This is a genomic window from Curtobacterium sp. 8I-2 (assembly GCF_902506155.1).
GTDB lineage: Bacteria > Actinomycetota > Actinomycetes > Actinomycetales > Microbacteriaceae > Curtobacterium > Curtobacterium poinsettiae.
The window spans coordinates 2,007,427-2,033,187 of the sequence record NZ_LR732827.1; the positions used below are offsets into that span (position 1 = coordinate 2,007,427).

At 71.9% G+C, this 25,761-nt stretch carries 22 protein-coding genes; 11 read left to right on the plus strand and 11 right to left on the minus strand.

Annotated features, from left to right (window positions below; translation table 11 throughout):
* Positions 1-9: 9 nt before the first annotated feature.
* Entirely contained in the window at positions 10-1,308 is a 1,299-nt protein-coding gene (locus tag BOSE127_RS13305) for a citrate synthase (protein WP_017887058.1), read from the plus strand.
* Between the two features lie 677 nt (positions 1,309-1,985).
* On the opposite strand, the gene dapD is transcribed toward BOSE127_RS13305, so the two are convergent.
* Positions 1,986-2,951 (minus strand): 2,3,4,5-tetrahydropyridine-2,6-dicarboxylate N-succinyltransferase, encoded by a 966-nt coding sequence (dapD, locus tag BOSE127_RS13310; RefSeq protein ID WP_017887057.1) that lies wholly within the window; start codon positions 2,949-2,951, stop codon positions 1,986-1,988.
* A gap of 120 nt (positions 2,952-3,071) precedes the next feature.
* Between dapD and dapE the strand changes: the two genes are divergently transcribed.
* From dapE to BOSE127_RS13330, 4 genes are all read left to right on the plus strand, one after another.
* Positions 3,072-4,154 carry a succinyl-diaminopimelate desuccinylase gene (dapE, locus tag BOSE127_RS13315; RefSeq protein WP_159557585.1) on the plus strand — a complete coding sequence of 361 codons (1,083 nt, stop codon included), beginning with the start codon at positions 3,072-3,074 and terminating at the stop codon, positions 4,152-4,154.
* Positions 4,139-5,383: a hypothetical protein gene (locus tag BOSE127_RS13320; RefSeq protein ID WP_159557587.1), complete on the plus strand. Its 1,245-nt coding sequence runs from the start codon at positions 4,139-4,141 to the stop codon at positions 5,381-5,383. Before dapE ends, BOSE127_RS13320 begins: the two co-directional genes overlap by 16 nt.
* A gap of 148 nt (positions 5,384-5,531) precedes the next feature.
* On the plus strand, positions 5,532-5,702 hold the full coding sequence (locus BOSE127_RS13325; RefSeq protein ID WP_017887054.1) for a DUF3117 domain-containing protein: 171 nt from the start codon (positions 5,532-5,534) through the stop codon (positions 5,700-5,702).
* Positions 5,703-5,816: 114 nt separating this feature from the next.
* On the plus strand, positions 5,817-6,545 hold the full coding sequence (locus BOSE127_RS13330) for an AAA family ATPase (protein WP_082046935.1): 729 nt from the start codon (positions 5,817-5,819) through the stop codon (positions 6,543-6,545).
* Between the two features lie 27 nt (positions 6,546-6,572).
* Here the strand turns inward: BOSE127_RS13330 and BOSE127_RS13335 are convergent, their stop codons facing one another.
* Positions 6,573-7,205, minus strand: a complete 633-nt coding sequence (locus BOSE127_RS13335; protein WP_017887052.1) for an O-methyltransferase — start codon at positions 7,203-7,205, stop codon at positions 6,573-6,575.
* Positions 7,206-7,269: 64 nt separating this feature from the next.
* On the opposite strand from BOSE127_RS13335, the gene BOSE127_RS13340 reads away from it, so the two are divergent.
* Positions 7,270-7,638: a twin-arginine translocase TatA/TatE family subunit gene (locus tag BOSE127_RS13340; protein WP_017887051.1), complete on the plus strand. Its 369-nt coding sequence runs from the start codon at positions 7,270-7,272 to the stop codon at positions 7,636-7,638.
* A gap of 104 nt (positions 7,639-7,742) precedes the next feature.
* On the opposite strand, the gene BOSE127_RS13345 is transcribed toward BOSE127_RS13340, so the two are convergent.
* From BOSE127_RS13345 to BOSE127_RS13360, 4 genes are read right to left on the minus strand one after another with little or no spacing between them, the layout of a single operon-like run.
* Positions 7,743-8,591 (minus strand): class I SAM-dependent methyltransferase, encoded by an 849-nt coding sequence (locus tag BOSE127_RS13345; RefSeq protein ID WP_071251924.1) that lies wholly within the window; start codon positions 8,589-8,591, stop codon positions 7,743-7,745.
* Positions 8,592-8,601: 10 nt separating this feature from the next.
* The gene (locus BOSE127_RS13350) at positions 8,602-9,762 is read right to left on the minus strand and encodes a P-loop NTPase (RefSeq protein ID WP_140448446.1); all 1,161 of its coding nucleotides are present in this window, start codon (positions 9,760-9,762) and stop codon (positions 8,602-8,604) included.
* Positions 9,755-10,252, minus strand: a complete 498-nt coding sequence (locus tag BOSE127_RS13355; RefSeq protein WP_042539423.1) for a DUF1003 domain-containing protein — start codon at positions 10,250-10,252, stop codon at positions 9,755-9,757. Before BOSE127_RS13355 ends, BOSE127_RS13350 begins: the two co-directional genes overlap by 8 nt.
* Positions 10,253-10,304: 52 nt before the next feature.
* A complete protein-coding gene (locus BOSE127_RS13360) occupies positions 10,305-11,624 on the minus strand; it encodes a magnesium transporter MgtE N-terminal domain-containing protein (protein WP_017887047.1) in 1,320 nt (439 codons plus the stop codon).
* 104 nt (positions 11,625-11,728) lie between these two features.
* On the opposite strand from BOSE127_RS13360, the gene BOSE127_RS13365 reads away from it, so the two are divergent.
* Positions 11,729-12,631: a general stress protein gene (locus tag BOSE127_RS13365; RefSeq protein WP_159557589.1), complete on the plus strand. Its 903-nt coding sequence runs from the start codon at positions 11,729-11,731 to the stop codon at positions 12,629-12,631.
* A 384-nt stretch (positions 12,632-13,015) separates the two neighbouring features.
* Here BOSE127_RS13365 and BOSE127_RS13370 read toward each other — a convergent pair whose 3' ends face one another.
* Together BOSE127_RS13370 and BOSE127_RS13375 are read right to left on the minus strand one after the other, a co-directional pair.
* Positions 13,016-13,492, minus strand: a complete 477-nt coding sequence (locus BOSE127_RS13370; RefSeq protein ID WP_159557591.1) for a GNAT family N-acetyltransferase — start codon at positions 13,490-13,492, stop codon at positions 13,016-13,018.
* A 9-nt stretch (positions 13,493-13,501) separates the two neighbouring features.
* Positions 13,502-14,986, minus strand: a complete 1,485-nt coding sequence (locus BOSE127_RS13375; RefSeq protein ID WP_159557593.1) for an aminopeptidase P family protein — start codon at positions 14,984-14,986, stop codon at positions 13,502-13,504.
* Between the two features lie 70 nt (positions 14,987-15,056).
* Here BOSE127_RS13375 and BOSE127_RS13380 point away from each other — a divergent pair, with 70 nt between their 5' ends.
* A complete protein-coding gene (locus BOSE127_RS13380; protein WP_159557595.1) occupies positions 15,057-15,929 on the plus strand; it encodes a PHP domain-containing protein in 873 nt (290 codons plus the stop codon).
* 176 nt (positions 15,930-16,105) lie between these two features.
* Here BOSE127_RS13380 and BOSE127_RS13385 read toward each other — a convergent pair whose 3' ends face one another.
* The gene (locus BOSE127_RS13385) at positions 16,106-17,611 is read right to left on the minus strand and encodes a DEAD/DEAH box helicase (RefSeq protein ID WP_159557597.1); all 1,506 of its coding nucleotides are present in this window, start codon (positions 17,609-17,611) and stop codon (positions 16,106-16,108) included.
* Between the two features lie 191 nt (positions 17,612-17,802).
* Between BOSE127_RS13385 and BOSE127_RS13390 the strand changes: the two genes are divergently transcribed.
* Positions 17,803-18,516: a ferritin-like fold-containing protein gene (locus tag BOSE127_RS13390; RefSeq protein WP_231564082.1), complete on the plus strand. Its 714-nt coding sequence runs from the start codon at positions 17,803-17,805 to the stop codon at positions 18,514-18,516.
* Positions 18,517-18,570: 54 nt separating this feature from the next.
* Here the strand turns inward: BOSE127_RS13390 and BOSE127_RS13395 are convergent, their stop codons facing one another.
* Positions 18,571-18,867, minus strand: coding sequence for a hypothetical protein (locus tag BOSE127_RS13395; RefSeq protein ID WP_071251150.1), 297 nt, complete (start codon positions 18,865-18,867; stop codon positions 18,571-18,573).
* 4 nt (positions 18,868-18,871) lie between these two features.
* Positions 18,872-19,096, minus strand: a complete 225-nt coding sequence (locus BOSE127_RS13400; RefSeq protein ID WP_031259670.1) for a DUF3107 domain-containing protein — start codon at positions 19,094-19,096, stop codon at positions 18,872-18,874.
* A 128-nt stretch (positions 19,097-19,224) separates the two neighbouring features.
* Between BOSE127_RS13400 and BOSE127_RS13405 the strand changes: the two genes are divergently transcribed.
* Together BOSE127_RS13405 and BOSE127_RS13410 are read left to right on the plus strand one after the other, a co-directional pair.
* Positions 19,225-22,380, plus strand: a complete 3,156-nt coding sequence (locus tag BOSE127_RS13405; protein ID WP_159557599.1) for a UrvD/REP family ATP-dependent DNA helicase — start codon at positions 19,225-19,227, stop codon at positions 22,378-22,380.
* Complete coding sequence (locus tag BOSE127_RS13410; RefSeq protein WP_201300453.1) at positions 22,377-25,625, plus strand: ATP-dependent DNA helicase; 3,249 nt, start codon at positions 22,377-22,379, stop codon at positions 25,623-25,625. The genes BOSE127_RS13405 and BOSE127_RS13410 overlap by 4 nt, the downstream gene beginning before the upstream one ends.
* Positions 25,626-25,761: the final 136 nt, after the last annotated feature.

Below are 25,761 nucleotides of genomic sequence, written 5' to 3' on the forward strand. Positions count from 1 at the left end.
CCCGTCCCCGTGAGTCCCGCCGCCGAACAGCAGGGCGCGACCGCGACGCTGACGTTCCCGGGTGGCACGGCGGAGTTCCCGATCCTGCAGAGCGTCGACGGCGCGTCCGCGATCGACATCTCGACCTTCAAGAAGCAGACCGGGATGAACACGCTCGACTACGGGTTCGTGAACACCGGTGCGACGAAGAGCGCGATCACCTACATCGACGGCGACCAGGGGATCCTGCGCTACCGCGGGTACCCGATCGACCAGATCGCCGCGAACTGCACCTTCCTCGAGGTCGCGTGGCTCCTGATCTACGGCGAGCTGCCGACCCCCACCGAGCTCGAGCAGTTCGACGCCCGCATCCGTCGGCACACCCTGCTGCACGAGGACCTCCGTCGCCTGTTCGACGCCCTGCCGCACTCGGCGCACCCGATGTCGGTGCTGTCGAGCGCCGTGAGCGCCCTGTCCACGTACTACGAGGACGACATGGACGTCGACGACCCCGAGAAGGTCGAGCTGCAGACCGTCCGGCTCCTCGCCAAGCTCCCGGTCATCGCGGCCTACGCCCACAAGAAGGCCATCGGGCAGGCGTTCCTGTACCCGGACAACTCGCTGTCGTTCGTCGACAACTTCCTGCGGCTGAACTTCGGCACCATGGCCGAGACCTACAAGCCGAACCCGGTGCTCTCCAAGGCGCTGGAGCGGCTCCTCATCCTGCACGAGGACCACGAGCAGAACGCCTCGACCTCGACGGTGCGCATGGTGGGTTCGACGAAGGCGAACATGTTCGCCTCGATCTCGGCCGGCATCAACGCCCTGTACGGCCCGCTGCACGGCGGCGCGAACGAAGCCGTGCTCGAGATGCTCCAGCAGATCAAGGACTCGGGCGAGCCCGTCACGCGGTTCGTCGAGCGGGTGAAGAACAAGGAGCAGGGTGTCAAGCTCATGGGCTTCGGGCACCGCGTCTACAAGAACTACGACCCGCGCGCCAAGCTCGTCAAGGAGTCCGCGCACGAGGTCCTCGAGTCCCTCGGCGTGCAGGACGACCTGCTCGACATCGCGATGGAGCTCGAGCAGATCGCACTCGAGGACGAGTACTTCGTCAGCCGCAAGCTCTACCCGAACGTCGACTTCTACACCGGCATCATCTACAAGGCGATGGGCTTCCCGCCGCGGATGTTCACCGTCCTGTTCGCGATCGGTCGTCTGCCGGGCTGGATCGCCCAGTGGCGCGAGCTGAACAACGACCCGCTCAACAAGATCGGTCGCCCGCAGCAGCTCTACGTGGGTGCGCCCGAGCGCGACGTCCCCGAGCGCTGACCGACTCCGAACGCCCCGCCCCACGAACCCGTGGCGCGGGGCATTCGTGTGTCTGCGCCCGCCGTCACATCGAGCGGGCGGAACACCCGGGTGGCGCGGCGGGCGCACGCCGGCATTCCGCCCGCTCGTTGCGTTGCGTCGTGTCGTGTCGAGCCGGGGGAGGGGCGGCGGGGTGCGCTGCTGCGGATCGAACGGGCGGAATGCCACGGTGGGGCCGACCGCGCACCGCGGCATTTCGCCCGCTCGCGGGGCGGGGCGGGGGAGCGCTGGACGGGAGGGCATGGAGGCCCGGTGCCGGTCTCGTGGACCGGCGCCGGGCCTCCTGTGCGTGCGTCGGTGGGTGCGCGATCGTGGGACGCGCCGCTCACCTGCGCCGGGTGGTCGCGAACGGTCGTCCGGCGGGCGTCGAAACGACGGTTCGTGCGCCCTCGGCGCACGCGGACGGCGTGTTGTGACCACTCGCGGGGCACTGGAGGCGACGGCATGGAGGCCCGGTACCGGTCTCGTGGGCCGGCACCGGGCCTCCTGTGCGTGCGTCGGTGGGTGCGCGATCGTGGGACGCGCCGCTCACCTGCGCCGGGTGGTCGCGAACTGTCGTCTGGCGGGTGCCGGAGCGACGGTTCGTGCGCCCTCGGCACCCGCCGGCGACGTGTCGTGACCGCTCGCCGGGCGGGGCGCTACGCGTGCAGCGCGGTGTTCAGCTGGATGCCCTCGCCCTTGCGCTGCAGGGCTTCGACGGCGCCGCTGACGCTGTTGCGGCGGAACAGGATGTTCGGGGTGCCGGAGAGCTCGGCGGCCTTGACGGTCTTCGGGGTGCCGTCGGGGTTCGGGGCCGCACCGACGAGGACCACCTTCGTGCCGGCCGTCACGTAGAGGCCGGCCTCGACGACGGAGTCGTCACCGAGCGAGATGCCGAGGCCCGCGTTCGCGCCGAGGAGCGCACGTTCGCCGAGGGAGACACGGTGTGTGCCGCCGCCGGACAGGGTGCCCATGATCGAGGAGCCACCGCCGACGTCGGTGCCGTGCCCGACGACGACGCCCTGCGAGACGCGGCCCTCGATCATGGCGTCACCGAGGGTGCCGGCGTTGAAGTTGACGAAGCCCTCGTGCATGACCGTCGTACCTGGTGCCAGGTGTGCGCCGAGGCGGACGCGGCTCGCGTCGGCGATCCGGACGCGGTCCGGCACGACGTAGTCGAGCAGGCGCGGGAACTTGTCGATGCCGTGCACGGCGATGCCGGCGCGCTGCAGCGCGGGGCGCAGGCGCGTCAGCGACTCGGGGTGCACGGGGCCGGCGTTCGTCCACGCGACGATCGGCAGGTGGCCGAAGACGCCGTCCAGGGAGACCTCGTTCGGGCGGACGTGCAGGTGGCTCAGCAGGTGCAGGCGGAGGTACGCGTCCGGGGTGCTCGTCGGGCTCGCGTCGATCGTGATCTCGGTGGTGACGGCCTCGATCCGGACCTCGCGGCGGGGGTCGTCCCCGACGTGCGCCTGCAGCTCGGCGGGGAACACGGCGTCGGCGGGCAGGGCGCCGAGGTGGGTCTCCGGGTACCAGGTGTCGAGCGTCGTGCCGTCGGCGGCGATCGTCGCGAGGCCGTGGCCCCAGGCGTGGGTCGGGCGGTCGGAGGCAGTCGTGTCGGTCACGGCTCCAGGGTACCGAGCGGCCGTCGGAGGGACACCGTCCGGCCGGACGGCCGGGGCGGCGGGGATCCCGTCCGGCCGGACTGCCGGGGCGGTGCGAGGGTCGGCCGGTAGGCTGCCCGCATGCCGGAGCACCTCGACCTCACCGCCTCGTCCATCGACATCACCCGTGCCATCTGCGACATCGAGTCGGTGTCCGGCAACGAGCAGGCCCTCGCCGACGCGATCGAGGCCGTGCTCGCCCCGCTGCCGCACCTCGAGGTCATCCGCGACGGCGACGCGATCGTCGCGCGGACGAACCTGGGCCGCGACCGCCGGGTGGTCATCGCGGGGCACATCGACACCGTCCCGCTCAACGACAACCTGCCGACCGAGTTCCGCACCACCGAGGACGGCACCGAGATCCTCTGGGGCCGCGGCACCGTCGACATGAAGGCCGGCTGCGCGGTGCAGCTCAAGCTCGCGTACGATCTGGCCGACCCCTCGGTCGACGTCACGTGGGTCTGGTACGACCACGAGGAGGTCAGCGACGCCCTGAACGGCCTCGGTCGTCTGGCCCGCACGCGGCCCGAGCTCCTCGCCGCCGACTTCGCGATCCTCGGTGAGCCGTCCGGGGCGCAGATCGAGGGTGGCTGCAACGGCAACCTCCGCGCCGAGATCCGCACGTTCGGCAAGCGCTCGCACAGCGCCCGGAGCTGGATCGGCGACAACGCCATCCACAAGACCGCCCCGATCCTGGCCACCCTGGCCGCGTACGAGCCCCGCACCGTCACGGTCGACGGGCTCGAGTACCGCGAGGGTCTGAACGCCGTCGGCATCAGCGGCGGCATCGCGGGCAACATCATCCCGGACGAGGCGATGGTGCACGTGAACTACCGGTTCGCCCCGTCCCGTTCGGCCGACGAGGCCGTCGCCCACATCCGCGAGCTGTTCGACGGCTACGAGGTCGCGATCGTCGACCTCGCCGCCGGTGCACGTCCCGGGCTCGACGCTCCGCTCGCGCAGGACTTCGTGGCTGCCGTCGGTGGACCGGCACCCCGCCCGAAGTACGGCTGGACCGACGTCGCACGGTTCTCGGGCCTCGGCGTCCCCGCGGTCAACTACGGCCCCGGCGAACCGGTCTTCGCCCACCACGACGACGAGCAGGTCCCGGTCGCGCAGATCACCACGGTCGAGGCCGGGCTGCGTCGGTGGCTGACGGCCTGACGACGGCGGGGGCCACCCGGAGGACCCCTGCTCGGAACCGCTGGCGGGCCCGGTACCGGCTCGTGCCCTGGTGGGTGCGCATCACCGTCGTCTACGTGCTGGCGCGGCTCGTCACCGGCGCGATGATGCTCGTCTTCGCCGGCGTGCAGGCGGCGAACTCGTTCACCGTCCAGAGCCCCGGCTACCTGTCGTTCGCGTCCATCTGGGACGGCGCCTGGTACCGCGTGATCGCCACGGGTGGGTACCCGTCGACGCTGCCGGTCGACGCCGCGGGACACGTGACCGAGAACGCGTGGGCGTTCATGCCCGCCTACCCGTTCCTGGTGCGCGGGTTCATGCTGCTCACCGGAGCGCCGTTCGAGTTCGTCGCGGTCTCGGTGTCGTTGCTCGCCGGCCTCGGCGCCGCGCTGGTGTTCCGCCGGCTGATGGGCCGGTTCCTCGACCCCGCGCGGGCGACGTTCGCCACGGTGCTGTTCTGCGTCGCACCGGTGTCGGCGGTGTTCCAGGTGGCCTACGCGGAGTCGATGGGCCTGTTCCTGCTGCTCGTCGCGCTGCTGCTCATGGTGGATCGACGGTGGTGGGCGATGCTGCCCGTCGTCCTCCTGCTCGGCATGACCCGACCGACGGGGCTCGCCTTCGCGTTCCTGGTGGTGCTCTTCGTGGCCGCGTGGGCGATCCGCCCGGCGTGGGTGCGCTCGTCGGAACCGCTGACCCTCCGCCGGCTCGTCCCACCCGCGGTGGTCGCCACGGTGTCGGGTCTGGTCGGTCTGGCGTGGCCGGCCATCGCGTGGGCGGTCACCGGCGTGCCGAAGGCCTACACGGACACCGAGCTCGCCTGGCGCTCGTCGTACATCGGGTGGAAGGAACTCGTGCCGTTCGCGCCGTGGGTGCAGGGGTTCGGGTGGTGGTTCGGGCAGCCGGCCGGGACGGTGCTGCTCGTCGTCGTGCTCATCGGGTTCGCCGCGTTCGTGTGCATGCCCGCTGCGCGCCGGATCGGCATCGAGCTGCGACTCTGGGGCGTGGCGTACCTGGTGTACCTGCTGGCGGTGTTCTTCCCGCAGTCGAGCACCTGGCGCATCCTCGTGCCGATCGCGCCGCTGCTCGGCATCGTGGCGCTGCCGCGGTCGCGGGTGTACCGCGTGGCCGTCGTCGTCGCGTTCGTCGGGCTGCAGTGGGTCTGGCTGTACTACACGTGGTGGGTCGACGGCTACGACTGGACCCCGCCGTGATCGACGCGGAGCACCGGAAGGCCCGTGGATCCGCGTTCTGCGGAGCATCAGAACGGCACATCCGACACCCCCAACCTGGGCGGTTTCGCAGTTGCCCCCTCCATACGGGATAATGGGGCTGCATTTACTGCACGAAAGGGGACATCTGATGGCAGCCATGAAGCCGAGGACCGGTGACGGGCCGATGGAGGCTGTTAAGGAGGGTCGACTCATCATCGTGCGGGTTCCGCTCGAAGGTGGAGGCCGCCTGGTCGTCTCGGTCAACGATGCCGAGGCCAAGGAACTCCACGACGCACTCGCCGAGGTCGTCTCGGCCTAGTACGTCGAAGCACCAGAACGGGAAGCCCGGAGCGTGTACGCTCCGGGCTTCCCGTCTGTCTTCCGGGAGCGGGCAGCCCCCCTTGGTGTCGGTCGGCTCCGGCAGGATGAGGACGTGCCGAGGACCCACCTGCCCATCCGACGCGTCGACGAGTACCGCGACCCGGACCCGATGCCGCGCGACGCCTGGCCGGCCACGCTCCCGCCGATCCGGCAGCTGCTCGACGAAGGGCTCGACCTGGACCCGGTGACGGTGTTCGTCGGGGACAACGGTGTCGGCAAGTCGACCCTGATCGAGGCGATCGCGCTCGCGTTCGGCATGTCCCCGGAGGGCGGCTCGACCGGGGCGCACCACTCGACCCGCCCGTCCGAGTCGGACCTGTGGCAGCACATCGCCCTGCGACGTGACTTCGGTGCGCCCCGCGGTGGCTTCTTCCTGCGTGCTGAGACCATGCACGGCTTCTTCACCTACCTCGAGGAGCACCCGAACCGCAGTCGCCCCGAGCCGGTGTTCCACGAGCGCAGTCACGGCGAGGCGTTCCTGGACTTCGTCATCGACCGGGCGCGCTGGCCCGGGCTCTGGATCCTCGACGAGCCGGAGTCAGCCCTGTCGTTCTCGGGCTGCCTCACCCTGATCGCCCTGCTGCGGTCGATCGTCGAGAGCGGCGTCGGACAGGTCGTGCTCTCGACGCACTCACCCGTGCTGGCCGCGTTCCCGGGCGCGACGATCCACGAGGTCGGCGAATGGGGCCTGCGGCGCGCCGAGTGGAGCGAGCTCGACCTGGTGCGGAACCAGCGGGCATTCCTCGAGTCTCCGGAGCGGTACCTACGGCACCTCGACTGACCCGCGCGAGCGCCGGCGGGCCGAGGACTAGTTGGTGACCTTCGTCAGCTGCAGCAGCCCGTCACCGGCCGGCGACAGCGCGCTGCGCACCGCACCCGACGTCGACACCTCGGTCAGCAGCAGCCGGAAGTCCGTGGTGGCACGGTCGCGCTTGACCGGGTCGGCCACGCGTCCGCGCCACAGGGCGTGCGGTACCAGGACGGTGCCGCCCAGGCGTGCGAGGCGCAGCCCGTGCTCGACGTACTCGATGACGTGCTCCGGGTCGGCGTCGACGAGGACGACGTCGTACGAGGCCTCGTTCATGCGGGGGAGCACCTGGTTGGCCCGACCGGGGATGAGCCGGATCCGTGCGGGGGCGGTGCCGGCGCTGATGTAGGCGTCACGGGCGAACTGCTGGTGGTCGACCTCGACGTCGATCGTGGTCAGGGTCGCGTTCGGGGCACCGGCGAGCAGGTACAGGCCGGAGACGCCGAGACCGGTGCCGATCTCGATGATGCTCGTGGCTCGCGAGGCTGCGGCGATGACCCCGATCTGCGCACCGATCGCGGGCGAGATCGCTTCGACCCCGAGTTCCAGGGAGTGCTCACGAGCACGGGCGATCGCCTCGGTCTCCGAGACGATGTCCTCGGCGAACTTCCAGTTCGACTCTTTCTCTGACACGCACACTCCGTTCGGGAGACAACTCTAGAGGTGCAACGCAGCAGCACGCGTTAGGCTCGCTCGCGTGGACATCCCGCTCGACAAGATCCTGATCATCGGGGTCATCGGCGTCCTCTTGCTCGGGCCGCAGCGCCTGCCGATGTACGCCCAGAAGCTGGCCGAGTTCGTCAAGGCCGTCCGCCGGTTCGCCGACACCGCCAAGGAGCGGATGCGCGACGAGATGGGCCCCGAGTTCGACGACATCGAGTGGCAGAAGCTCGACCCGCGCCAGTACGACCCGCGACGCATCATCCGTGATGCCCTGCTCGACTCCGGTTCCAGTGCCGCAGCCGTGCAGACCGCACAGGTCTCCGCGTCCAAGGTGCGTGCGACGGCTCCCGTCGTGCCCCTGGCCGCCGGTGAGGCCGCGCCCTTCGACGCCGAGGCGACCTGACGCTCGTCGCGTCACCACCTGACGCTCGTCGCGTCACCACCTGACGGACTGGAGGCCCGTAGCGGATCCGCCACGGGCCTCCGGTCCGCCATGGTGTCGCGTCGTCAGTCGCGGGTGGCGACGATCGTGTAGGTCGTGGGGATGCGGTCGCGGTCGTGCTCCGGCCAGGCCCACGAACCGGTGCCGGTCTCGACCATGCGCGCGCTGAAGCGCCACGGCAGCGTGCGGCCCTCGTCGAGCCGGCGGAGCCGCAGCCCGGCGCCGAGCAGGGCGTTCACGATCTCGGACAGCGGGTGCGGCCACTCGAAGGTGCGGGTGTTCGCCACCGTGCCGTCGCCCGCGTAGGTGCCCGCGTCGTCCCACTGCTGGGCCGTGCCGTCGGGGAAGTACCGGTACCGGGTGACGAGTTCGTCCGCGTCCTCGTCGAGGGCGTACAGTGCCGGGTGGCCGTCGCGGATGAAGAACACCCCGCCGGGGCGCAGCAGTCCGGCGACCTGGGCGGCCCAGCGGTCGAGGTCGGGGAGCCAGCAGATCGTGCCGATGCTCGTGTACACGACGTCGAAGTCCCCGGAGACGGCGGCCCGGGCGTCGAGGACGTCGGACTCGACCCAGGTGACGTCGATGCCGAGTCGCGATGCGAGCCCACTGGCCGAGGTGAGTGCTGCGGGCGAGAAGTCGACGCCGGTCAGCCGGGCACCCTCGCGGGCGAGCGACACCGTGTCGGTGCCGATGTGGCACTGCAGGTGGCAGACGTCGAGGCCGTCGAGCGAGCCGTTCGGCAGCCACGGCGTCAGCGCCGGCAGGTCCTCACGCACGACGTCCGAGCGGTGGTCGGGGTCGACGAGGGCGTCGATCTCGTAGGCACCCTCGTGGATCGGCACCCGGTCGTCCCAGTTCGCCTGGTTCGTGGCGCGTGCGTGCTTCCAGTCGACGTCGACGTGATCCGTGCTCATGCCCCCGAGCCTAGGACAGTGAGAGCCCGAGCTTCCGGCCGGCGAGCCCGCGCCCCATCGTGGTGATCCGGTCGGCGATCGCGGTCAGGGCCACCGCGGCCGGGTCCTCCGGGCTGCCGAGCACCACCGGTACCCCTGCGTCGCCGCCCTCGCGCAGCGGTACCGACAGCGGCACGCTGCCGAGCACCGGGACGGGGGCGTCCTGCCCGCGGGAGAGCCGCGATGCGGTCTCCGCACCACCGCCCTCGCCGAACAGGTGCAGGATCGACCCGTCCGGCTGCACGAGCCCGGACATGTTCTCGACCACGCCGATGACCCGCTGCCCGGTCTGCCGGGCGACGATCCCGCTGCGCTCGGCGACGTCGGCGGCGGCGGCCTGCGGGGTCGTGACGACCAGCACCTCGGCGTGCGGCAGGAGCTGCCCCACCGAGATCGCGACGTCGCCGGTCCCTGGGGGCAGGTCGAGCAGCAGGACGTCGAGGTCGCCGAAGAACACGTCGGTCAGGAACTGGTTCACGGTGCGGTGCAGCATCGGTCCGCGCCACGACACCGCGGTCGAGACGTCGTCGACGAACATGCCGATCGACACGACCTTCACGTCGTGGGCCACCGGCGGCAGGATCATGCTGTCCACACGCGTCGGACGCGGCGCGACCCCGTGCTCGTCGGTCAGGCCCATCAGCCCGGGCACGCTGAAGCCGTGCACGTCGACGTCGACGACCCCGACGCGAAGGCCCCGGCGGGCGAGCGCGACGGCGAGGTTCACGGTGACGGTGGACTTGCCGACGCCGCCCTTGCCACTCGTGACGGCGATGACGCGGGTGAGGGAGTCCGCCGTGAACTGCACGCCCTTCGGCCGGCCGGCGCGGAGCCGCTCGGTCAGCGCGGCGCGTGTCGCCGGGTCCATCACGGACACGTCGACGTCGACGGCGGCGACCCCCGGGACGGACGCGGCGGCGACGCGGACGTCGCGCTCGATGGTGTCGGCGGCGGGGCACCCCACGATCGTGAGCTGCAGGTCGACGCGCACCGAGCCTCCAGGCTGCACGTCGACACCACGGATCATGTCGAGCTCCGTGACGGGGCGACGGATCTCGGGGTCGATGACGCGGCCGAGCGCAGCGAGGACCGCCGTGCCGAGCTGATCGTCGGTGGGGACGGGTTCAGCCACGGGTGGAGCTGTCGTGTTCGTCCGCGTAGCCGGCCTCGTCGGCGTCGCGGCGGTCGAGTTCCTCGAGCAGGGAGCGGAGCTCGGCACGGATGAAGTCCTTGGACGCCATGTCCCGCATCGCCAGGCGCAGGGCCACGACCTCGCGGGCCAGGTACTCCGTGTCGGCCAGGTTGCGCTCGGCACGCTGGCGGTCCTGTTCGAACTGCACGCGGTCGCGGTCGTCCTGCCGGTTCTGCGCGAGCAGGATCAGCGGGGCCGCGTACGAGGCCTGCAGCGAGAGCACGAGGGTCAGCGCCGTGAAGCCGATCGCGGCCGAGTCGAACTGCCACGGCTTCGGCGCCAGGGTGTTGTAGCCCATCCAGACCACGCAGAACAGCGTGAGGCCGATGAGGAACCACGGCGTACCCATACCCCGGGCGATGCCCTCGGTCGCGCGACCGAAGGTGTCCCCGCGACCACGGCGCCGGCTGGGGAGCACGCGCGTACGCATGCCCTTGGGGGAGTCGAGCCGGACCTCTTGGCGGTCACGGTCGCGACGGGTGTCATCCGTTCGGGCCACGGGTGGTCCTCCTTCCCGTCGTCACGGGTGTCCTGCGCGGGCGTTGGCGTGGAAGCGGTGAGGGTTCCCCCTCGCCCTGACTTCGCCAGTCGTCCGGCAGGACGTGGTCGAGGACATCGTCGATCGTCACCACCCCGACGAGACGGTGGGCGTCGTCGACCACGGGCACGGAGAGCAGGTTGTAGGTCGCCATGATGCGGGTGACCTCGGCGGCGCTCGCGTCGACCCGGACCGGTTCGGTCTGCTGGTCGATGAGCGTGCCGAGCCGCTCGTTCGGCGGGTAGCGGAGCATCCGCTGGAAGTGCACGAGCCCGAGGAACCGACCGGTCGGCGGCTCGTACGGCGGCAGGGTGACGCAGACGGCGGCGCCGAGCACCGGCGCGAGCTCGTGGCGGCGGACCAGGGCCAGGCCCTCGGCCACGGTGGCGTCGGCCGAGACGATCACCGGTTCGGTGGTCATCAGACCACCGGCGGTGTCCGGCTCGTACTCCAGGAGCATGCGGACGTCCTGCGCCTCTTCCGGCTCCATGAGCTGCAGGAGGGCTTCGCTCCGCTCGTCGGAGAACTGGGCCAGGACGTCGGCCGCGTCGTCGGGCTGCATCTGGTCGAGGACGTCGGCGGCACGGGCGTCCGTCAGCCGGGTGAGGATCTCGATGCGTTCCTGGTCCGGCATCTCCTCGAGCACGTCGGCGAGGCGGTCGTCCGGCAGTTCCTCGGAGACCTCGAACCGCCGCTCGGCGGGCAGGTCGAGGAGCGTCGACGCCAGGTCGGCGGGCAGCAGGTCGGAGTACGCGGCGATGACGTGCTCGGCGGACTGGGCCTCGCCGGGGAGCTCGTCCTCGGTGACCTCGTTCCACGTCGCGAAGGTCGTCGGGCCCTTGCCGAACGGCGACGGCGTGGTCTTCGGCTTGCGGAGGAAGAGCTGCGCGACCTCCCAGTCGCCCTGCCCGCGGTCCTCGATCGCGACGTCCTCGATGGTGGCGCGGATGCGCTGGTTCTTGATGAGCACCTTGCGGCCGAGCATCTCGGCGATGACGCGGACCTCGCCGCCGCGCTGCTCGAAGCGGCGCATGTTCACCAGGCCGGTCGTGATGACCTGCCCGGCACCGATCGAGGTGATGCGGCCGATGCTCACGAAGATGCGGCGTTTGCCGGGCACCTCGACGATGAGCCCGACGACGTGCGGGGGATCGGCCCGGCGGTAGACGACCAGGACGTCCCGGACCCGTCCGACGCGGTCGCCCGCGGGGTCGAAGACGGAGCACCCGGCGAGGCGGGCGACGAAGACCTTCGTGGCGCTCACCCGACCCAGCGTAGTCGCTCGGGTGTGCGCGTTCGCCCGCGCCGGTCGGCGGCTTCCCTGAGAGTGCACGTGCGATTGCAAGGTGTGCGGTGAATGATGGCTGGGTGAGCAATCAGAGCCCCTTCGCCGGCAGGACCGCCCAGGCGTTCCCGACGCTGCCCAAGGGCGACGTCCTGGGAACGTACGACAGCTACCCCGACGCGCAGCGCGTGGTGGCGAAGCTGGCCGAGGCCGACTTCCCCGTCAACCAGCTCTCCATCGTCGGCAACGACCTGAAGACGGTCGAACGGGTCACCGGCAAGATGACCTACGGCCGCGCCGCCATCGCCGGTGCGCTGTCCGGTCTGTGGCTCGGCATCTTCTTCGGCATCGTGCTCACGCTCTTCTCGCCGAGCGCCGGCGGCCTGATCCTCGCCGCGGCGATCATCGGTGCCGCGTTCGGCATGCTCTACGGCATCGCCTCGTTCGCCATCACCAAGCGGCAGCGTGACTTCACCAGCGTCCACCAGGTGCTCGCCACGAACTACCAGATCGTCGTCAACCCGCAGCTGACCGGGCAGGCCCAGCGGATCCTCGGTGAGCACGGGGCGACCCCGTCCACGCACTGGAACGACGCTCCCCAGCAGCAGCAGCAGCAGCAGCAGCAGCAGCAGCAGCAGTGGCGCCCGGGCCCCGGCGGGGTCCCGCCGCAGCAGCAGTCGCCGTACGGCGGGCACGCCACCCCGCACCAGCAGCCAGGAGGCCCGCAGCACCCCGGTACGTCGGCCCCCGGCGCGCAGACGGCCGCGCCCTCGGGCCCGCCGCGCTACGGCACGAACGACGGGCCCCGGTACGGGGAGACCCCGGAGACCGCTGCCGCCCCCGCGGCCCCGCCGGTTCCGGAGCGTCGGCCCGAGGAGCCGCCGCGCTACGGCGAGCGGGTCGCCGGTGCCACGCCGCCGGAGCCCTCGTCCTCGCCGGACGCCCAGCGTGACGGCGATGGCGACGGGAACAGCGACCGCCGCTAGCCGGGCTCCGGCTGGCGCGACCGGCGTCGTCCTCGGGTCGCGCGAGGTCGGGTCGCGCGAGTTCGGGTCGTGCGAGATCGCTCGACACGCCGTTCACGTCCGCCGAGGTCGCACGAACTGTCGCCGCCGAGCTGCACGGGCGGCACTTCGTGCGACCTCGCTGCCTGAGTCCGGACGGTCGGGCGGTCCGGGCGGTCGCAACACCCCGCACGCGAGGCCTCGAGCGGTCGGAGATCGTCGTTCGGCGCCGGCCCAGACGACGGTTCGCGACCGCTCGGCCTCGGGCCGACGGCACGTCGTGACCGAGAGCCGAGCGGGCTCGGGCGCGCGCGAGCCGGGCTTTCGCGCGGCGCGGTCCGGGCAGGCCCGGTCGGCGTCGCCGCGCTAGAGGACCTTCGAGTAGCAGATCGACAGGGGCGCACCGACGTAGGGCCCGAAGTTCGCGATCCGCCGGAAGCCCTCGCGCTGGTAGAACCCGACGGCGCGCTGCTGCTCCGTGCCCGTCTCGAGCACGAGCGCCGGGGAGCCCAGGTCGAGCGCGGCCTCTTCCAACCGACGCAACAGTTCGGCGGCGACACCCGACCCGCGTGACTCCGGCCGGACGTACATCCGCTTGATCTCGGCGATGCCGTCGTCGACGATGCGCAGGCCCCCGCACCCCAGGGGCGTGCCGGACTCGTCCCGCGCGACGAAGAACACAGAGATCGAGTCGGCGGTCGGCTTCTCGCCCGGTTCGGTGTCGCCGCCGTGCGCCCGGTCGATCTCCAGTCGCTGTGCGGCGCGGAGCCGTTGGGCGTCAGGTGAGTCGAAGTGCTCGACCTCGATCGAGAAGGTGGTCGGGGAGACCTCGGGCGTCGTCACCCGCTCACGCTAGCGGCCGGAACGGGCGATCCACCCCTCCACTTCCGAGGGGGTCCGGGGGATGCCGACGGACAGGTTCTCGGCGCCGTCCTCGGTGACCAGGATGTCGTCCTCGATGCGGACGCCGATGCCGCGGAACTCCTCGGGCACGGTCAGGTCGTCCTGCTGGAAGTACAGCCCGGGCTCGATCGTGAAGACCATGCCGGCCTGCACGGTGCCGTCGAGGTACATCTCGCGGCGGGCCTTCGCGCAGTCGTGCACGTCGAGGCCGAGGTGGTGGCTCGTACCGTGCACCATGTAGCGGCGGTGGAACTGGTTGTCCGGCTCGAGCGACTCGGCGGCCGAGACCGGCAGGAAGCCCCACTCGGCGGTCTTCCGCGCGATGACCTGCATCGCGGTGGCGTGCACCTGGCGGAACGTGATGCCCGGCTTGACGATCGCGAAGGCGGCGTCGGCGGCTTCGAGCACGGCTTCGTAGACCATGCGCTGCACGGGCGAGAACGTGCCGCTCACCGGCAGCGTGCGGGTGATGTCGGCGGTGTAGAACGAGTCGACCTCGACCCCCGCGTCGATGAGGATGAGGTCGCCGGGCTGCACGGCGCCGTCGTTGCGGGTCCAGTGCAGGATGCAGGCGTGGTGGCCCGAAGCGGCGATGGTGTCGTAGCCCACGGTGTTGCCGTCGGCGCGGGCCCGCCGGTTGAACGTCCCCTCGACGATGCGCTCCCCGCGCGGATGGGCGAGCACGGCGTCGAAGTCGGCGATGACGTCGTCGAACCCGTGCTTCGTGGCGTCGACGGCCTTGCGGAGCTCACGGACTTCGTACGCGTCCTTGACCAGTCGGAGCTCGGACAGGTCGCGGGCGAGCAGGTCGTCGGTCGCCGGGGAGTCGTCGGTCTCGTCGACGCCACCGATCGCCGCACCGATGCGGGTGTCGAGCGACCGGGTCAGGTCGTCGTCTGCTTCGCGCACCAGCAGCGCCGAGGCGTCGAGCGCGTCGGCGACGGCGGTGAACGCACCGAGGTCGGCCGTGGCCAGCCCCAGGTCGGCGGCGACGGCGTCGAGCGAGGGGCGTGGCCCGACCCAGAACTCGCCGATCTCGGGATTGGCGTAGAACTCTTCCGAGTCGCGGCCCGCGGTGGCGCGGAAGTACAGCGTGGCGTCGTGCCCGGAGCCGTTCGGCGTCATCACGAGCACGGAGCCGACGACGGTGTCGGTGCCCCAGCCGGTCAGGTGCGCGAAGGTGGAGTGCGGGCGGAACGGGTAGTCGCAGTCGTTCGAGCGGACCTTGGCCTGTCCGGCGGGCACCACGATCGTGCGGCCCGGGTGCAGCTCGGAGATGCGGGCGCGACGTTCGGCGGCGAACGCGGCCTGCTCGCGGGGTTCGGGCTGCGCTTCGTCGCGCTCGGCCCACTGCGACCCGATGAAGTCCTTGAAGGTCGAGGACCCGGGGGTCGTGGATCGGTTGCTCGTCGCGCGGGGAGTCGTGTCGGCCATGCGTCCATCATCGCACCGCCGGACGACACCCGGCCTGTGCGGCCGCTCACCTGTGGATAGCATTGGCCACGTGCCAGACCCGTTTATCGACCTGCACGCGCACTCCAGTGTCTCCGACGGCACCGAGCGTCCCGCGGAGCTCGTGCGAGCAGCCGCGGCCGCCGGACTCGACGCCGTCGCGCTGACCGACCACGACACGACGGCCGGGTGGGCGGACGCCACGGCCGCGGCACTCGAGCTGCCCCTGACCCTGCTGCCGGGGCTCGAGCTGAGCACGCGGATCGGGTACCGGAGCGTGCACGTGCTCGGCTACCTGGTCGACCCCGAGCACCCCGGTCTGGTCGAGGAGACGACCCGCATCCGCGACGGTCGGCTCTCGCGCGCGCACCGCATGGTCGACCGCATCGCCGAGGACCACCCGATCACCTGGGCCGACGTCCTGGCCCAGTCCAGCCCCGGCGCCACGATCGGCCGCCCGCACATCGCGGACGCCCTGGTCGCCCGTGGGCTCGAGTCCGACCGGTCGGCGGCGTTCCGCGGCATCCTGCACCCGGCGTCCGGCTACTACGAACCCCACGAGGCACCGTCGCCCCTGCGTGGCGTCGAGCTCATCCGGCAGGCAGGCGGCGTGCCCGTCATCGCGCACCCGGCGGCGTCGTCGCGCGGGATCGTCATCGACGAACCGATGCTCCGCTCCCTGGTCGACGCCGGGCTCGGCGGTCTCGAGGTCGACCACCGCGAGAACCTGGCGCACGGCAAGCGCACCCTGCTCGACTGGGCGACCCGCTACGACCTCTTCGTCACCGGTTCGAGCGACTACCACGGCACCGGCAAGCCGAACCGGCTGGGGGAGCACCGGACCGCGCGCGTGTCCTTCGACGCCATCGTCGCCCAGGCCACGGGCAGCGCCCCCGTGGTCGGCCCTGGCTCGCGCCTGTCCTGACCGAGGCTCGTCTCACCGAAGCGACAGATCTCGCTCGGGGCGGCCTGACCCCTCCGCGAAAGCGACAGATTCCCGCCGACGGTTCGCGGCGATCTGTCGCTTTCGCGGGGGCAGTCGGCAGGTGGGGACGACGAAGGGCCCGTCGCGTCAGCGACGGGCCCTTCGGTCTGGAGGCGCTACTCGCCGTCCGACGTGCCCTGCGGTGCCGAGGCGGTCGCCGAGGCATCGCCGGTGCCGGCGCCGCGACGGCGGCGACGGCGACGACGCTTCGCGGCGCCGTCGGTGGAACCACCCTCGGCGGCGGAGCCGTCCTCGGTGCCAGCCACGGGCGTGGGGGCGACCGACTCGGTTGCCGGAGCCTGCGGGGCGGACTGCTCCGAGCCTCCTGACCGGGTGCGGCTGCGCGACCGCGAACGCGACGCGTCACGTGAACCCGTCGCCGGGCGGTCGCTGCTGCGCTTCTCGGCGGGGGCACCGGCAGAAGCCGCGTGCGACGACGAGCCGGGCAGACGGCCCTTGGTGCCCTTGGGGATGTCGAGTTCCTCGAACAGGTGGGGCGACGACGAGTAGGTCTCGACGGGCTCGGGGATGCCGAACTCGAGGGCCTTGTCGATCAGCGTCCACTTGTGCAGGTCGTCCCAGTCGACGAACGTGACCGCGATGCCGGTCTTGCCGGCGCGGCCGGTGCGGCCAGCGCGGTGCAGGTACGTGTCCGGGTCGTCCGGGATCGTGTGGTTGATCACGTGCGTGACGTCGTCGACGTCGATGCCGCGGGCGGCGACGTCGGTGGCGATGAGCACGTCGCGCTTGCCGGCCTTGAACGCCGCCATGGCGCGCTCGCGCTGCTCCTGGTTGAGGTCACCGTGCACCGCTGCCGCGTTGAACCCGCGGTCCTTGAGTTCCTCGACCAGCTTCGCCGCGGCACGCTTCGTGCGCGTGAAGATCACGGTCTTGCCGCGACCCTCGGCCTGCAGGATGCGGGCGATGACCTCGTCCTTGTCCAGCGAGTGCGCGCGGTAGATGAGGTGCTTGATGTTGGCCTGCATGAGGCCCTCGTCCGGGTCGGTCGCCCGGATGTGCACCGGACGGCTCATGAACCGTCGTGCGAGCGCGACGATCGGCGCGGGCATCGTCGCCGAGAACAGCATCGTGTGCCGCACCTCGGGGACCGCCTGGAAGATCCGCTCGATGTCCGACAGGAACCCGAGGTCGAGCATGCGGTCGGCCTCGTCGAGCACGACCTCTTGCACGTGGGAGAGGTCGAGCAGACGCTGCCGCTGCAGGTCGATGAGTCGCCCGGGCGTGCCGACGACGATCTGGGCGCCGGCCTTGAGCTGTTCGACCTGGCCTTCGTAGGCCTTGCCGCCGTAGATCGAGACGACCGTGGTCGGGCGGTTGGACGCCGCGAGCTCGAGGTCCTCGGTGACCTGGACCGCGAGTTCACGGGTCGGGACGACGACGAGCGCCTTCACACCGTGGGCCGGGTCGGCACCGAGTCGCTGGATCAGCGGCAGGCCGAACCCGAGGGTCTTGCCGGTACCCGTCTTGGCCTGGCCGATGATGTCCTGGCCGGTCAGGCCGAGCGGGATGGTCTGTTCCTGGATCGGGAAGGGCTCGATGATGCCCTTGCCGGCCAGTGCATCGACGATGTCCTGGTCGATGTTGAGGTCTGAGAAAGTCAAAGAATCACCTTAGTTCTGGTGGAAGTCCGGGCCAGTCTACCGACGGGCGCGTGGTCCGGGGCACTCCGGGGTGCCGCTGGGCGTCGGGCCGGGCGCCCGGCGGGTGCCGCTGGACGTCGGGGCGGGCGCCCTGCGGGCGCCGCTGGGCGTCGGGCGGGTGACCGGCGGGTGCCCTCTATGCTGGTCGGGTGGTGTCGTGGTGGAACCGGAAGCGCGCGGCGCAGCTCGCTGCCGCATGGCTCGCGTCGCGGAACCCGCGCGGAGCAGCACAGGTCAAGCGGCTCGCGCTCGACGACGTCACCCCGGAGCTCGATGTCTACCTGGGGCAGGCCGCCTACCTGCAGCTCTCCGTCTACGAGACGATGGGACGAGCCGGTGCTTCGGCACCGACGCTCTCCGGCCGTCTGGTCACCGGGGTGCTCGCGACCACGGCGCTCGAGCGGCACCGCACGATCGTGGCCGAGATCGAGCGCACCGGCGGGGACCCGGCGGCGCTGATGGCACCGCACCGCGAGGCGATCGACCTGTTCCTCGAACGGACGAGCGGTGCCGACTGGTACGAGTCGATGCTCACCGGCTACGTGACGGCAGGCATCCTGAACGACCTGTTCGGCAACCTGCTCCGCTCGCTGCCGATCGACGTGCGGCAGCGGCTGCGTTCGGTGTTCGACGCGCGCGAGGAAGCGGCGGTCGTCGAGGAGCTCACTGCCCACATCGAGGACGACCCGCAGATCGGATCGCGCCTGGCGATGTGGGGACGGCGTCTGGTGGGCGACACCCTGCTCGTCGCCCGGTCCGCCCTGGCGTCGCACGCCCGTGAGGACCAGGAGCGACTGGAGCCGGTCTGGACCGAGCTCATCGCCGCGCACACCCGACGGATGGACGCGCTCGGCCTGACGGCTTGAGCGGCAGGCCCGCTCGAGCTTCACGCTTGCTCGGTTGTCGGGCTTGCTCGGGTGTCAGGCGCCGCGCGTCTTGAGCTGCTCGTAGTACGCGGCGTCGCCCTTGTCGCGCCGGGCTCCGAGGAGCCACTCGACCACGACTGCGACCACGCCGGCCCCCACGAGGGCCACGACCCAGATCCAGGTGCCGTCGTACCGCCACCCGGCCCAGGTCAGCGCTTCCCACAGGACGGCTGCGGCGATGCCGCCGGCAGCGGGGCCGACGAGCACGCCGCGGTTCGACCGCCACGGCAGGATCACATGCGCGACCGCGCCGATGATGATGCCGCCGAGGACGGCGAAGAGCAGTTCCACGTCGTCAGGCGACGAAGCCGATGCGCCGTGCCTCTTCCGCGCCGACCTCGACGTACGCCAGGGCCGAGACGGGGACGATGAAGCGACGGCCCTTGTCGTCCTGCAGCGACAGGTGCGTCGACTTCGCGGTGAGCGCCTCGGACACGGCCTTCTCGACCTCGTCCGCGGTCTGGGCGGTCTCGAACGCGATCTCGCGCGGGCTGTTGATGATGCCGATCTTGATGTCCACGAGCACAGCGTATCCGAGCGGTCCCGTGCGGCATCGGCCGTTCGCCGCGGGCGCACTCGGGCGGTCGGACGACCGGTGCCCCGCGCGTCCGGGGCGGTGCTGTCGGCGGTCCTCGGTACCGTACGAGCGTGCCGCAGACCACGCTGATGCCCGCTCCCGAAGACACCGGGTTCGCGCGCGCACTGGTCGACGACCCCTCGCAGGCTGCGGTGCTCGCCTTGCCGGACGGCCGCCACGGTGCGGTGATCGGCGCCCCGGGCAGCGGCAAGACGACCACGCTCGCTCGCCTGGTCGCCGACCGCCTGAACCGCCCCGATGCGATCACCCCGGACGGGCACGCGACGGTCCTGGCACTGACCTCTGCACGCACAGCGGCGACGGCGCTGCGCGACCGACTGGCGCGGACGGTCGACCGGGTCGTTCCCGGGGCCCTCGCACGCACCGTGAACTCCCTGGCGTTCCAGATCGTCACGCACGCGGCGGCGGTGCAGGGGCAGGAACCCCCGACGCTGCTGACCGGTGGCGAGCAGGACCGGATCATCGCCGACCTGCTCGCCGGGCACGAACTCGACGCAGCCGGTCCGGCCTGGCCCGACCCGATCACCGCGGTCGTCCGTGAACGCGCCGGGTTCCGCACCGCACTCCGCGACGTGATGATGCGCGCTGTCGCCGCTGGTGTCGAGCCCGACGACATGCGCGAACTCGGCGACGAGCTCGGTCGACCCGAGTGGCACGCCGTGGGTGACTTCGTCGACGACTACCGCGCCTCGGTCACCGCGTTCCGGCCGACCGGACTCGACTCCGGCGAGCTCGTGGCGTACGCCACCGCCGCGGTGCTGCGGCACGAGCTCCCCGCGAGCATCGCCGCCCTGCGGCTGGTCGTCGTCGACGACACGCAAGAACTGGTGGAGGGCGAGATCGCCCTGCTCGGAGCCCTCGCGCGTTCCGGGGTGCAGATCGTCGCGTTCGGCGACCCGGACATCGCTGCCTCGGCGTTCCGCGGCGCCGAACCGGACGTGCTCGGACGGCTCGCCGTGCGACTCGGGGTGGACCGCGTCGACGAGCTGTTCCTCGGCGCCGTGCACCGGCACCCCGCGCCGATCCGCGCCCTGGTCTCCGGCATCACGGGCCGCATCGGCACCGCGGCGGCCGGACGACAGAGAAGCGCCGCGGCGAGCCACCAGGACGCGCGGTCCGACGCCGTCGTCCACCTCGAAGCTGCCAGCCGGTCCGCCCTCGTGGTCGCGATCGCTCGTCGACTCCGCGAACACCGCCTGCTGGACGGCGTGCCGTGGCACAGGATGGCCGTGGTCACCCGGAGCGGCGCTGCCATCCCGGAACTCGTGCGGGCGCTCTCCGTGGCCGAGGTCCCTGCGACCGCCGGCGCGGCGCCCGTCCGTCCGCGCGACGACTCCGCGGCGCGGGCGCTGCTCGACGCGGCTGCGGTGGCGCTCGACGTCCTGCCGCTCGACGCCGCCCTGGCCACCGCGTTCGCCACGGGGCCCCTCGGCGGCCTCGACACCCTGGCGATGCGCAGACTCCGGCTCGCACTGCGGCGCGAGGAGCTCGCGGGCGACGGCAGCCGCACCGCCGACGAACTGCTGGTGGAGGCGCTGGGCGCACCGGAGCGACTGGCGACGGTCGACGCCGGGTTCGCGCGGCGTGCGACCCGACTTGCCCGGAGCCTGGTACAGGCGCGTGCCGACGCCGATGCGGGGTCGAGCATCGAGGAGATCCTCTGGGGGCTCTGGGAACGCAGTGGCCTCGCGAAGTCGTGGGGTGCCCAGTCCGCCGCCGGTGGTGTGGGTGCGGGGGAGGCCGACCGCCACCTGGACGCCGTCGTCGGCCTGTTCACCGCCGCCAAGCGCTTCGTCGAGCGCACGCCGGACGCCCCCGCGCGGGTCTTCGTCGACGACCTGCTCGGTGCCGACCTGCCCGAGGACTCGATCGGCCCCGACCGGACCGCCGGCCGTGTGCGGGTGCTGACCCCCTCGGCGACGATCGGACTCGAGTGCGACGTGGTCGTGGTGCTCGGCCTGCAGGACGGTGTCTGGCCGAACACCCGGGTGCGCGGCAGCCTGCTCGACCCGGACGGCCTGGTGCGCGCGGCCGCCGGTGTCGAGCGTTCGCCCATCGACGACCGCGCCGCCGTCGTCGCCGACGAACTCCGACTCTTCGCCCGGGCGGTGTCCCGCGCGACCACGAAGGTCGTCATCGGCACCGTCGCGAACGACGACGAGTCACCGTCGCCCTTCGTCCGTCTCGTCCCGGTCCCGCCGGACCGCCAGCCGACCGTTCATCCACTGTCGCTGCGCGGGCTCGCCGGGTCGCTGCGCCGACGGGTGGTGGGCTCCGGCGACCACGAAGCCGCGTCCGCGTTGGCCCGCCTGGCCGAGGCAGAGGTACCCGGGGCGGCTCCGGACGAGTGGTACGGACTCGCCGAGCCGACCACCGACGAACCCCTGGTCGACCTCGACGCCGAGCCCGTGCCCGAGGTCGAGGGCGGGGAGCCCGTCGCGCCGGCCGTGTCGGTGTCGCCGTCACGGATCGGCACCTTCGAGGAGTGCCCGGTGCACTGGTTCGCGCAGACCTTCGGTGGCGGTGCCCCGAGCCCGGCGATGGGCATCGGCACCATCGTGCACGAAGCGATGGAGCACGCCACCGAGATCGACGTCGAGTCGCTGTGGGAGCGGGTCGAGTCACGGTGGGACGAGCTCACGTTCGAGTCGCCCTGGGTCGCCGACCGCGAGCGCGCGCGGACGCGGCGGATGATCGAGGGACTGAGCGACTACCTCCGCACCTTCGCCAGCGCCGGGCGCCAGTTGCTCGGCGCCGAGACCTCGTTCGCGCTCGTGACCGGTCCAGCACGCATCCGGGGGAGCATCGACCGCATCGAGGTCGACCCCGACGGCCGTGTCAGCGTCGTCGACCTGAAGACCGGCCGCTCGATGCCCAGCGAGAAGAACGACATGCCGGAACACCCGCAGCTCGGTGCCTACCAACTCGCGGTCGAGGACGGCGCGGTCGACGGTGTACCCGCCGGCTCCCCGATGACCGATGCGCGGCTGGTCTTCGTCCAGAACCCCCGCGGTGGCCACGCCTTCTCGGAGCGGACGCAGCACGCGTTCGACGCCGAGGCGCGCGAGGCGTACCGCGAGCGCCTGCACGGTGTGGCGCGGGGCATGGCCGGCCGGACGTTCGTGGCGAACGTGGACGACCACTGCGAGAAGGCCCGGACCGGGGTCGAGTGCCGGATCCACGTGGTGGCGGAGGTGACCTGGTGAGCGACCCGACCGAGACGACCGACACGGCTGCTGCTGCGCCGCCCGTCATCCGGCACGGTGCCGACGCCATCGCCGACGCGCTGGGCCGCCCCCGTCCCACCGCCCAGCAGCGCGCCGTCATCGAGTCGCCGCTCGTGCCTGCGCTGGTCGTCGCCGGAGCGGGCAGCGGGAAGACCGAGACGATGGCCTCGCGCGTGGTCTGGCTGCTGGCCAACGGGCTCGTCCGCCCCGACGAGGTCCTCGGCCTGACCTTCACCCGCAAGGCCGCCGGCGAACTGTCGGTCCGCATCAACGACCGCATCCGCGCGCTCGAGGACGTCGGGCTGATCACCCCGGGGGACGCCTTCGAAGCGCCCACCGTCTCGACGTACAACGCCTTCGCGAACGCGGTCTTCCGCGAGAACGCCCTGCTCGTCGGCCGTGACGGCGAGTCCCAGGTGCTGACCGAACCCTCGGCCTGGCAGCTCGCCCGTCGGGTCGTGGTGGCCGCCCGCGACGACCGGCTCGCCGGACTCGACCGCGACGTCGACACGCTGACCGCCGCCGTGGTCGCGCTCGCCGGCGCCACCTCCGAACACCTCGTCGAACCAGAAGACCTGCGCCGGTTCGCCATCGAGTTCTCCGAGCTGCTCGAACTCCCCGGCAACCGGGGCAAGCCGTACAAGGCGATCACCGACGCGGTCGCTGCCATCGGCGCCCTCGAACCCCTGGCCGACCTGGTCGCCGAGTTCCGTCGACAGAAGGTCGACCGCGGGTTCGTGGAGTTCTCCGACCAGATCGCCCTGGCGCTCGCTGCGGCCGAGTCGGCACCGCGCGTCGTCGACGACCTGCGGAGTCGGTACGGCGTGGTGCTCCTCGACGAGTACCAGGACACCTCGGTGGTGCAGACCCGGTTCCTCGCCCGGCTGTTCCGCGGGCACTCGGTGATGGCGGTCGGCGACCCACACCAGTCGATCTACGGGTTCCGTGGGGCGAGTGCGGCGAACCTCGCCCGGTTCCCGCACGACTTCGGGGGCGACGAACCCGGCGTGGCCGAGCCGGTGACCTTCGCGCTGTCGACGAGCTGGCGGAACCCGGTCGACGTGCTCGCGGGGGCGAACGCGATCGTGGCGCCGCTGTCCGAGGCGTCCGAGGTCGACGTCGAACGGCTCTCGCCGCGACCGGGCGCCGACGCCGGCACGGTGCGTGTGGTGTTCCCCGAGACCCTGCCGGAAGAGGCCGACGAGGTCGCGGCGTGGTTCCAGGACCACCGTCGGCGGGCCCCGGCGGGCTCGATGGCGCTGCTGCTGCGGGCCCGGAAGGACCTCGCGGCGTTCACGGCGGCGCTCGGAGCACGTGGGGTGCCCTACCACGTGCTCGGGACCGGAGGACTGCTCCAGCGCCCGGAGATCGTCGACCTGGTGGCATGCCTGCGCGTGCTGCACGACCCGGCGGCCGGCAACGACCTGATCCGGCTGCTCGCGGGCTCGCGGTGGCGGGTCGGGGCGGCGGACATCGTGGCCCTGCACCAGCTCGCCCGGTGGCTGTTCCAGCGCGACCACACCCAGCAGCGTCTCGACGACGACCTGACCGCGGCGTTCCGGGCCTCGGTCGCCGCAGGGGAGCACGGGTCGATCGTCGACGCGCTCGACTTCGTCGCGACCGCGCCCGACGAGCACGGTGCGCTCGAGGGCATCACCGCCGCCGGTCGCAGCCGGATGCGCGCGCTCGGCGGGCAGCTCTCGATGCTCCGCTCACGCGCGGGGAGTGACCTGGTCGACTTCGTGACGCTCGTCGTGCAGGAGATGCGACTCGACATCGAGGTCGCCGCGCACGAACAGGGCAGCGGCGCGTACCTCGACGCCTTCATCGACGAGCTCGCCGGCTTCGTGTCGACCGACGACCGCGCCGACCTCGGCTCGTTCCTCGGCTGGATCGACGCCGCAGCCCGGCGTGACGACATGGGCCCGCGTTCCGAGGAGCCCGAGGCCGGCACCGTGCAGATCCTGACGATCCACGGGTCCAAGGGGCTCGAGTGGGACGCCGTCGCGGTGCCCCGGATGGTGGAGGGCGGTCTGCCCGCGCGTCCGCAGGAGGGCTCGTCCGGCTGGCTCGGGTTCGGCCGTTTGCCGTACCAGTTCCGCGGGGACGCCGCGGAGCTGCCCCGGCTCGCCTGGCGCGGACAGGAGACCCAGAAGGACGTCACCACGGCGATCGACGCCTTCAAGGAACAGGTGAAGGCCCGCAACGAGGACGAGGAACGCCGGCTCACCTACGTCGCCCTGACCCGCGCCAAGCACGACCTGCTGGTGTCCGGCTCGTTCTGGGCCGGCGGGGTCCGACCCACCGAACCGAGCCGCTACCTGCGCGACCTGGTGGACGCCGACGTCATCGACGGCGCGGCGATCCCGGAGACGACGGTGCACGACGAGAACCCGATGGGGGAGAGCGGCGCGACCCAGACCTGGCCGCACGTGCCGTTCGGGCAGCGGGCGCCGCGGGTCCTGGCCGCGGCCGAGCGGGTGCGGAACGCGAACCCCGGAGCCGCCGGGCGCTTCGCCGCCGACATCGACCTGCTGCTCGCCGAACGGCACGCCACCCGGAACGCGAAGCACGCGGTCGCCGTCCCGCACCGCGTCCCGGCGTCGGGCTTCAAGGACTACCTGACCGAACCCGACTCCGTGGCCGAGCGGCTCCGCCGGCCGATGCCCGAGCGACCGTACCGTGCCACCCGTCTCGGCACGCTCTTCCACCAGTGGGTGGAGCAGCGGGCGCGGAGCGGTGGCGGGCTCGAGACCCTCGACGTCTGGGACGGCGAGCTCGACCTCGACGCCGACGACCTCGTCGACGCATCGCCGGACGCCGTGGTCACCGACGACGACGCCCGCCGACTCGCGGACTTCCAGGCGACGTTCGCCCGCTCACGGTGGGCCGGGCTGACACCGATCGAGGTCGAACGCGAGATCCACATCCCGTTCCTCGGGCACAGCGTCGTGTGCAAGCTCGACGCCGTCTACGAGATCGACGGGCGTGCCGAGGTCGTCGACTGGAAGACGGGCAAGGCTCCCTCGGGGGCAGACGACCTGGCTCGTCGCACCCTGCAGCTCGCGTTGTACCGCGTCGCGTACGCCGAGTTCACCGGACGGCCGCTCGACCAGGTCGACGCGGTGTTCTACTTCGTCGCCGACGACCTCGAGGTCCGTCCGTCCGAGCTGCTGGACCGCGCCGGCCTGGAGCGCGCGTGGTCCGAGGCCATCGGCAGCTGACGTCCCGCGGCGGGCGGAAGGCGCGCGCGACCGCCCGCGGTGCGTCCGGCGCGGGCCGCGCCGGACCTGCCGAGCCTGCCGTGTCGCGCGCGGCGCCCGCCGCGGGACGCGCCTGACGGGACGTGCCGGAAGAACC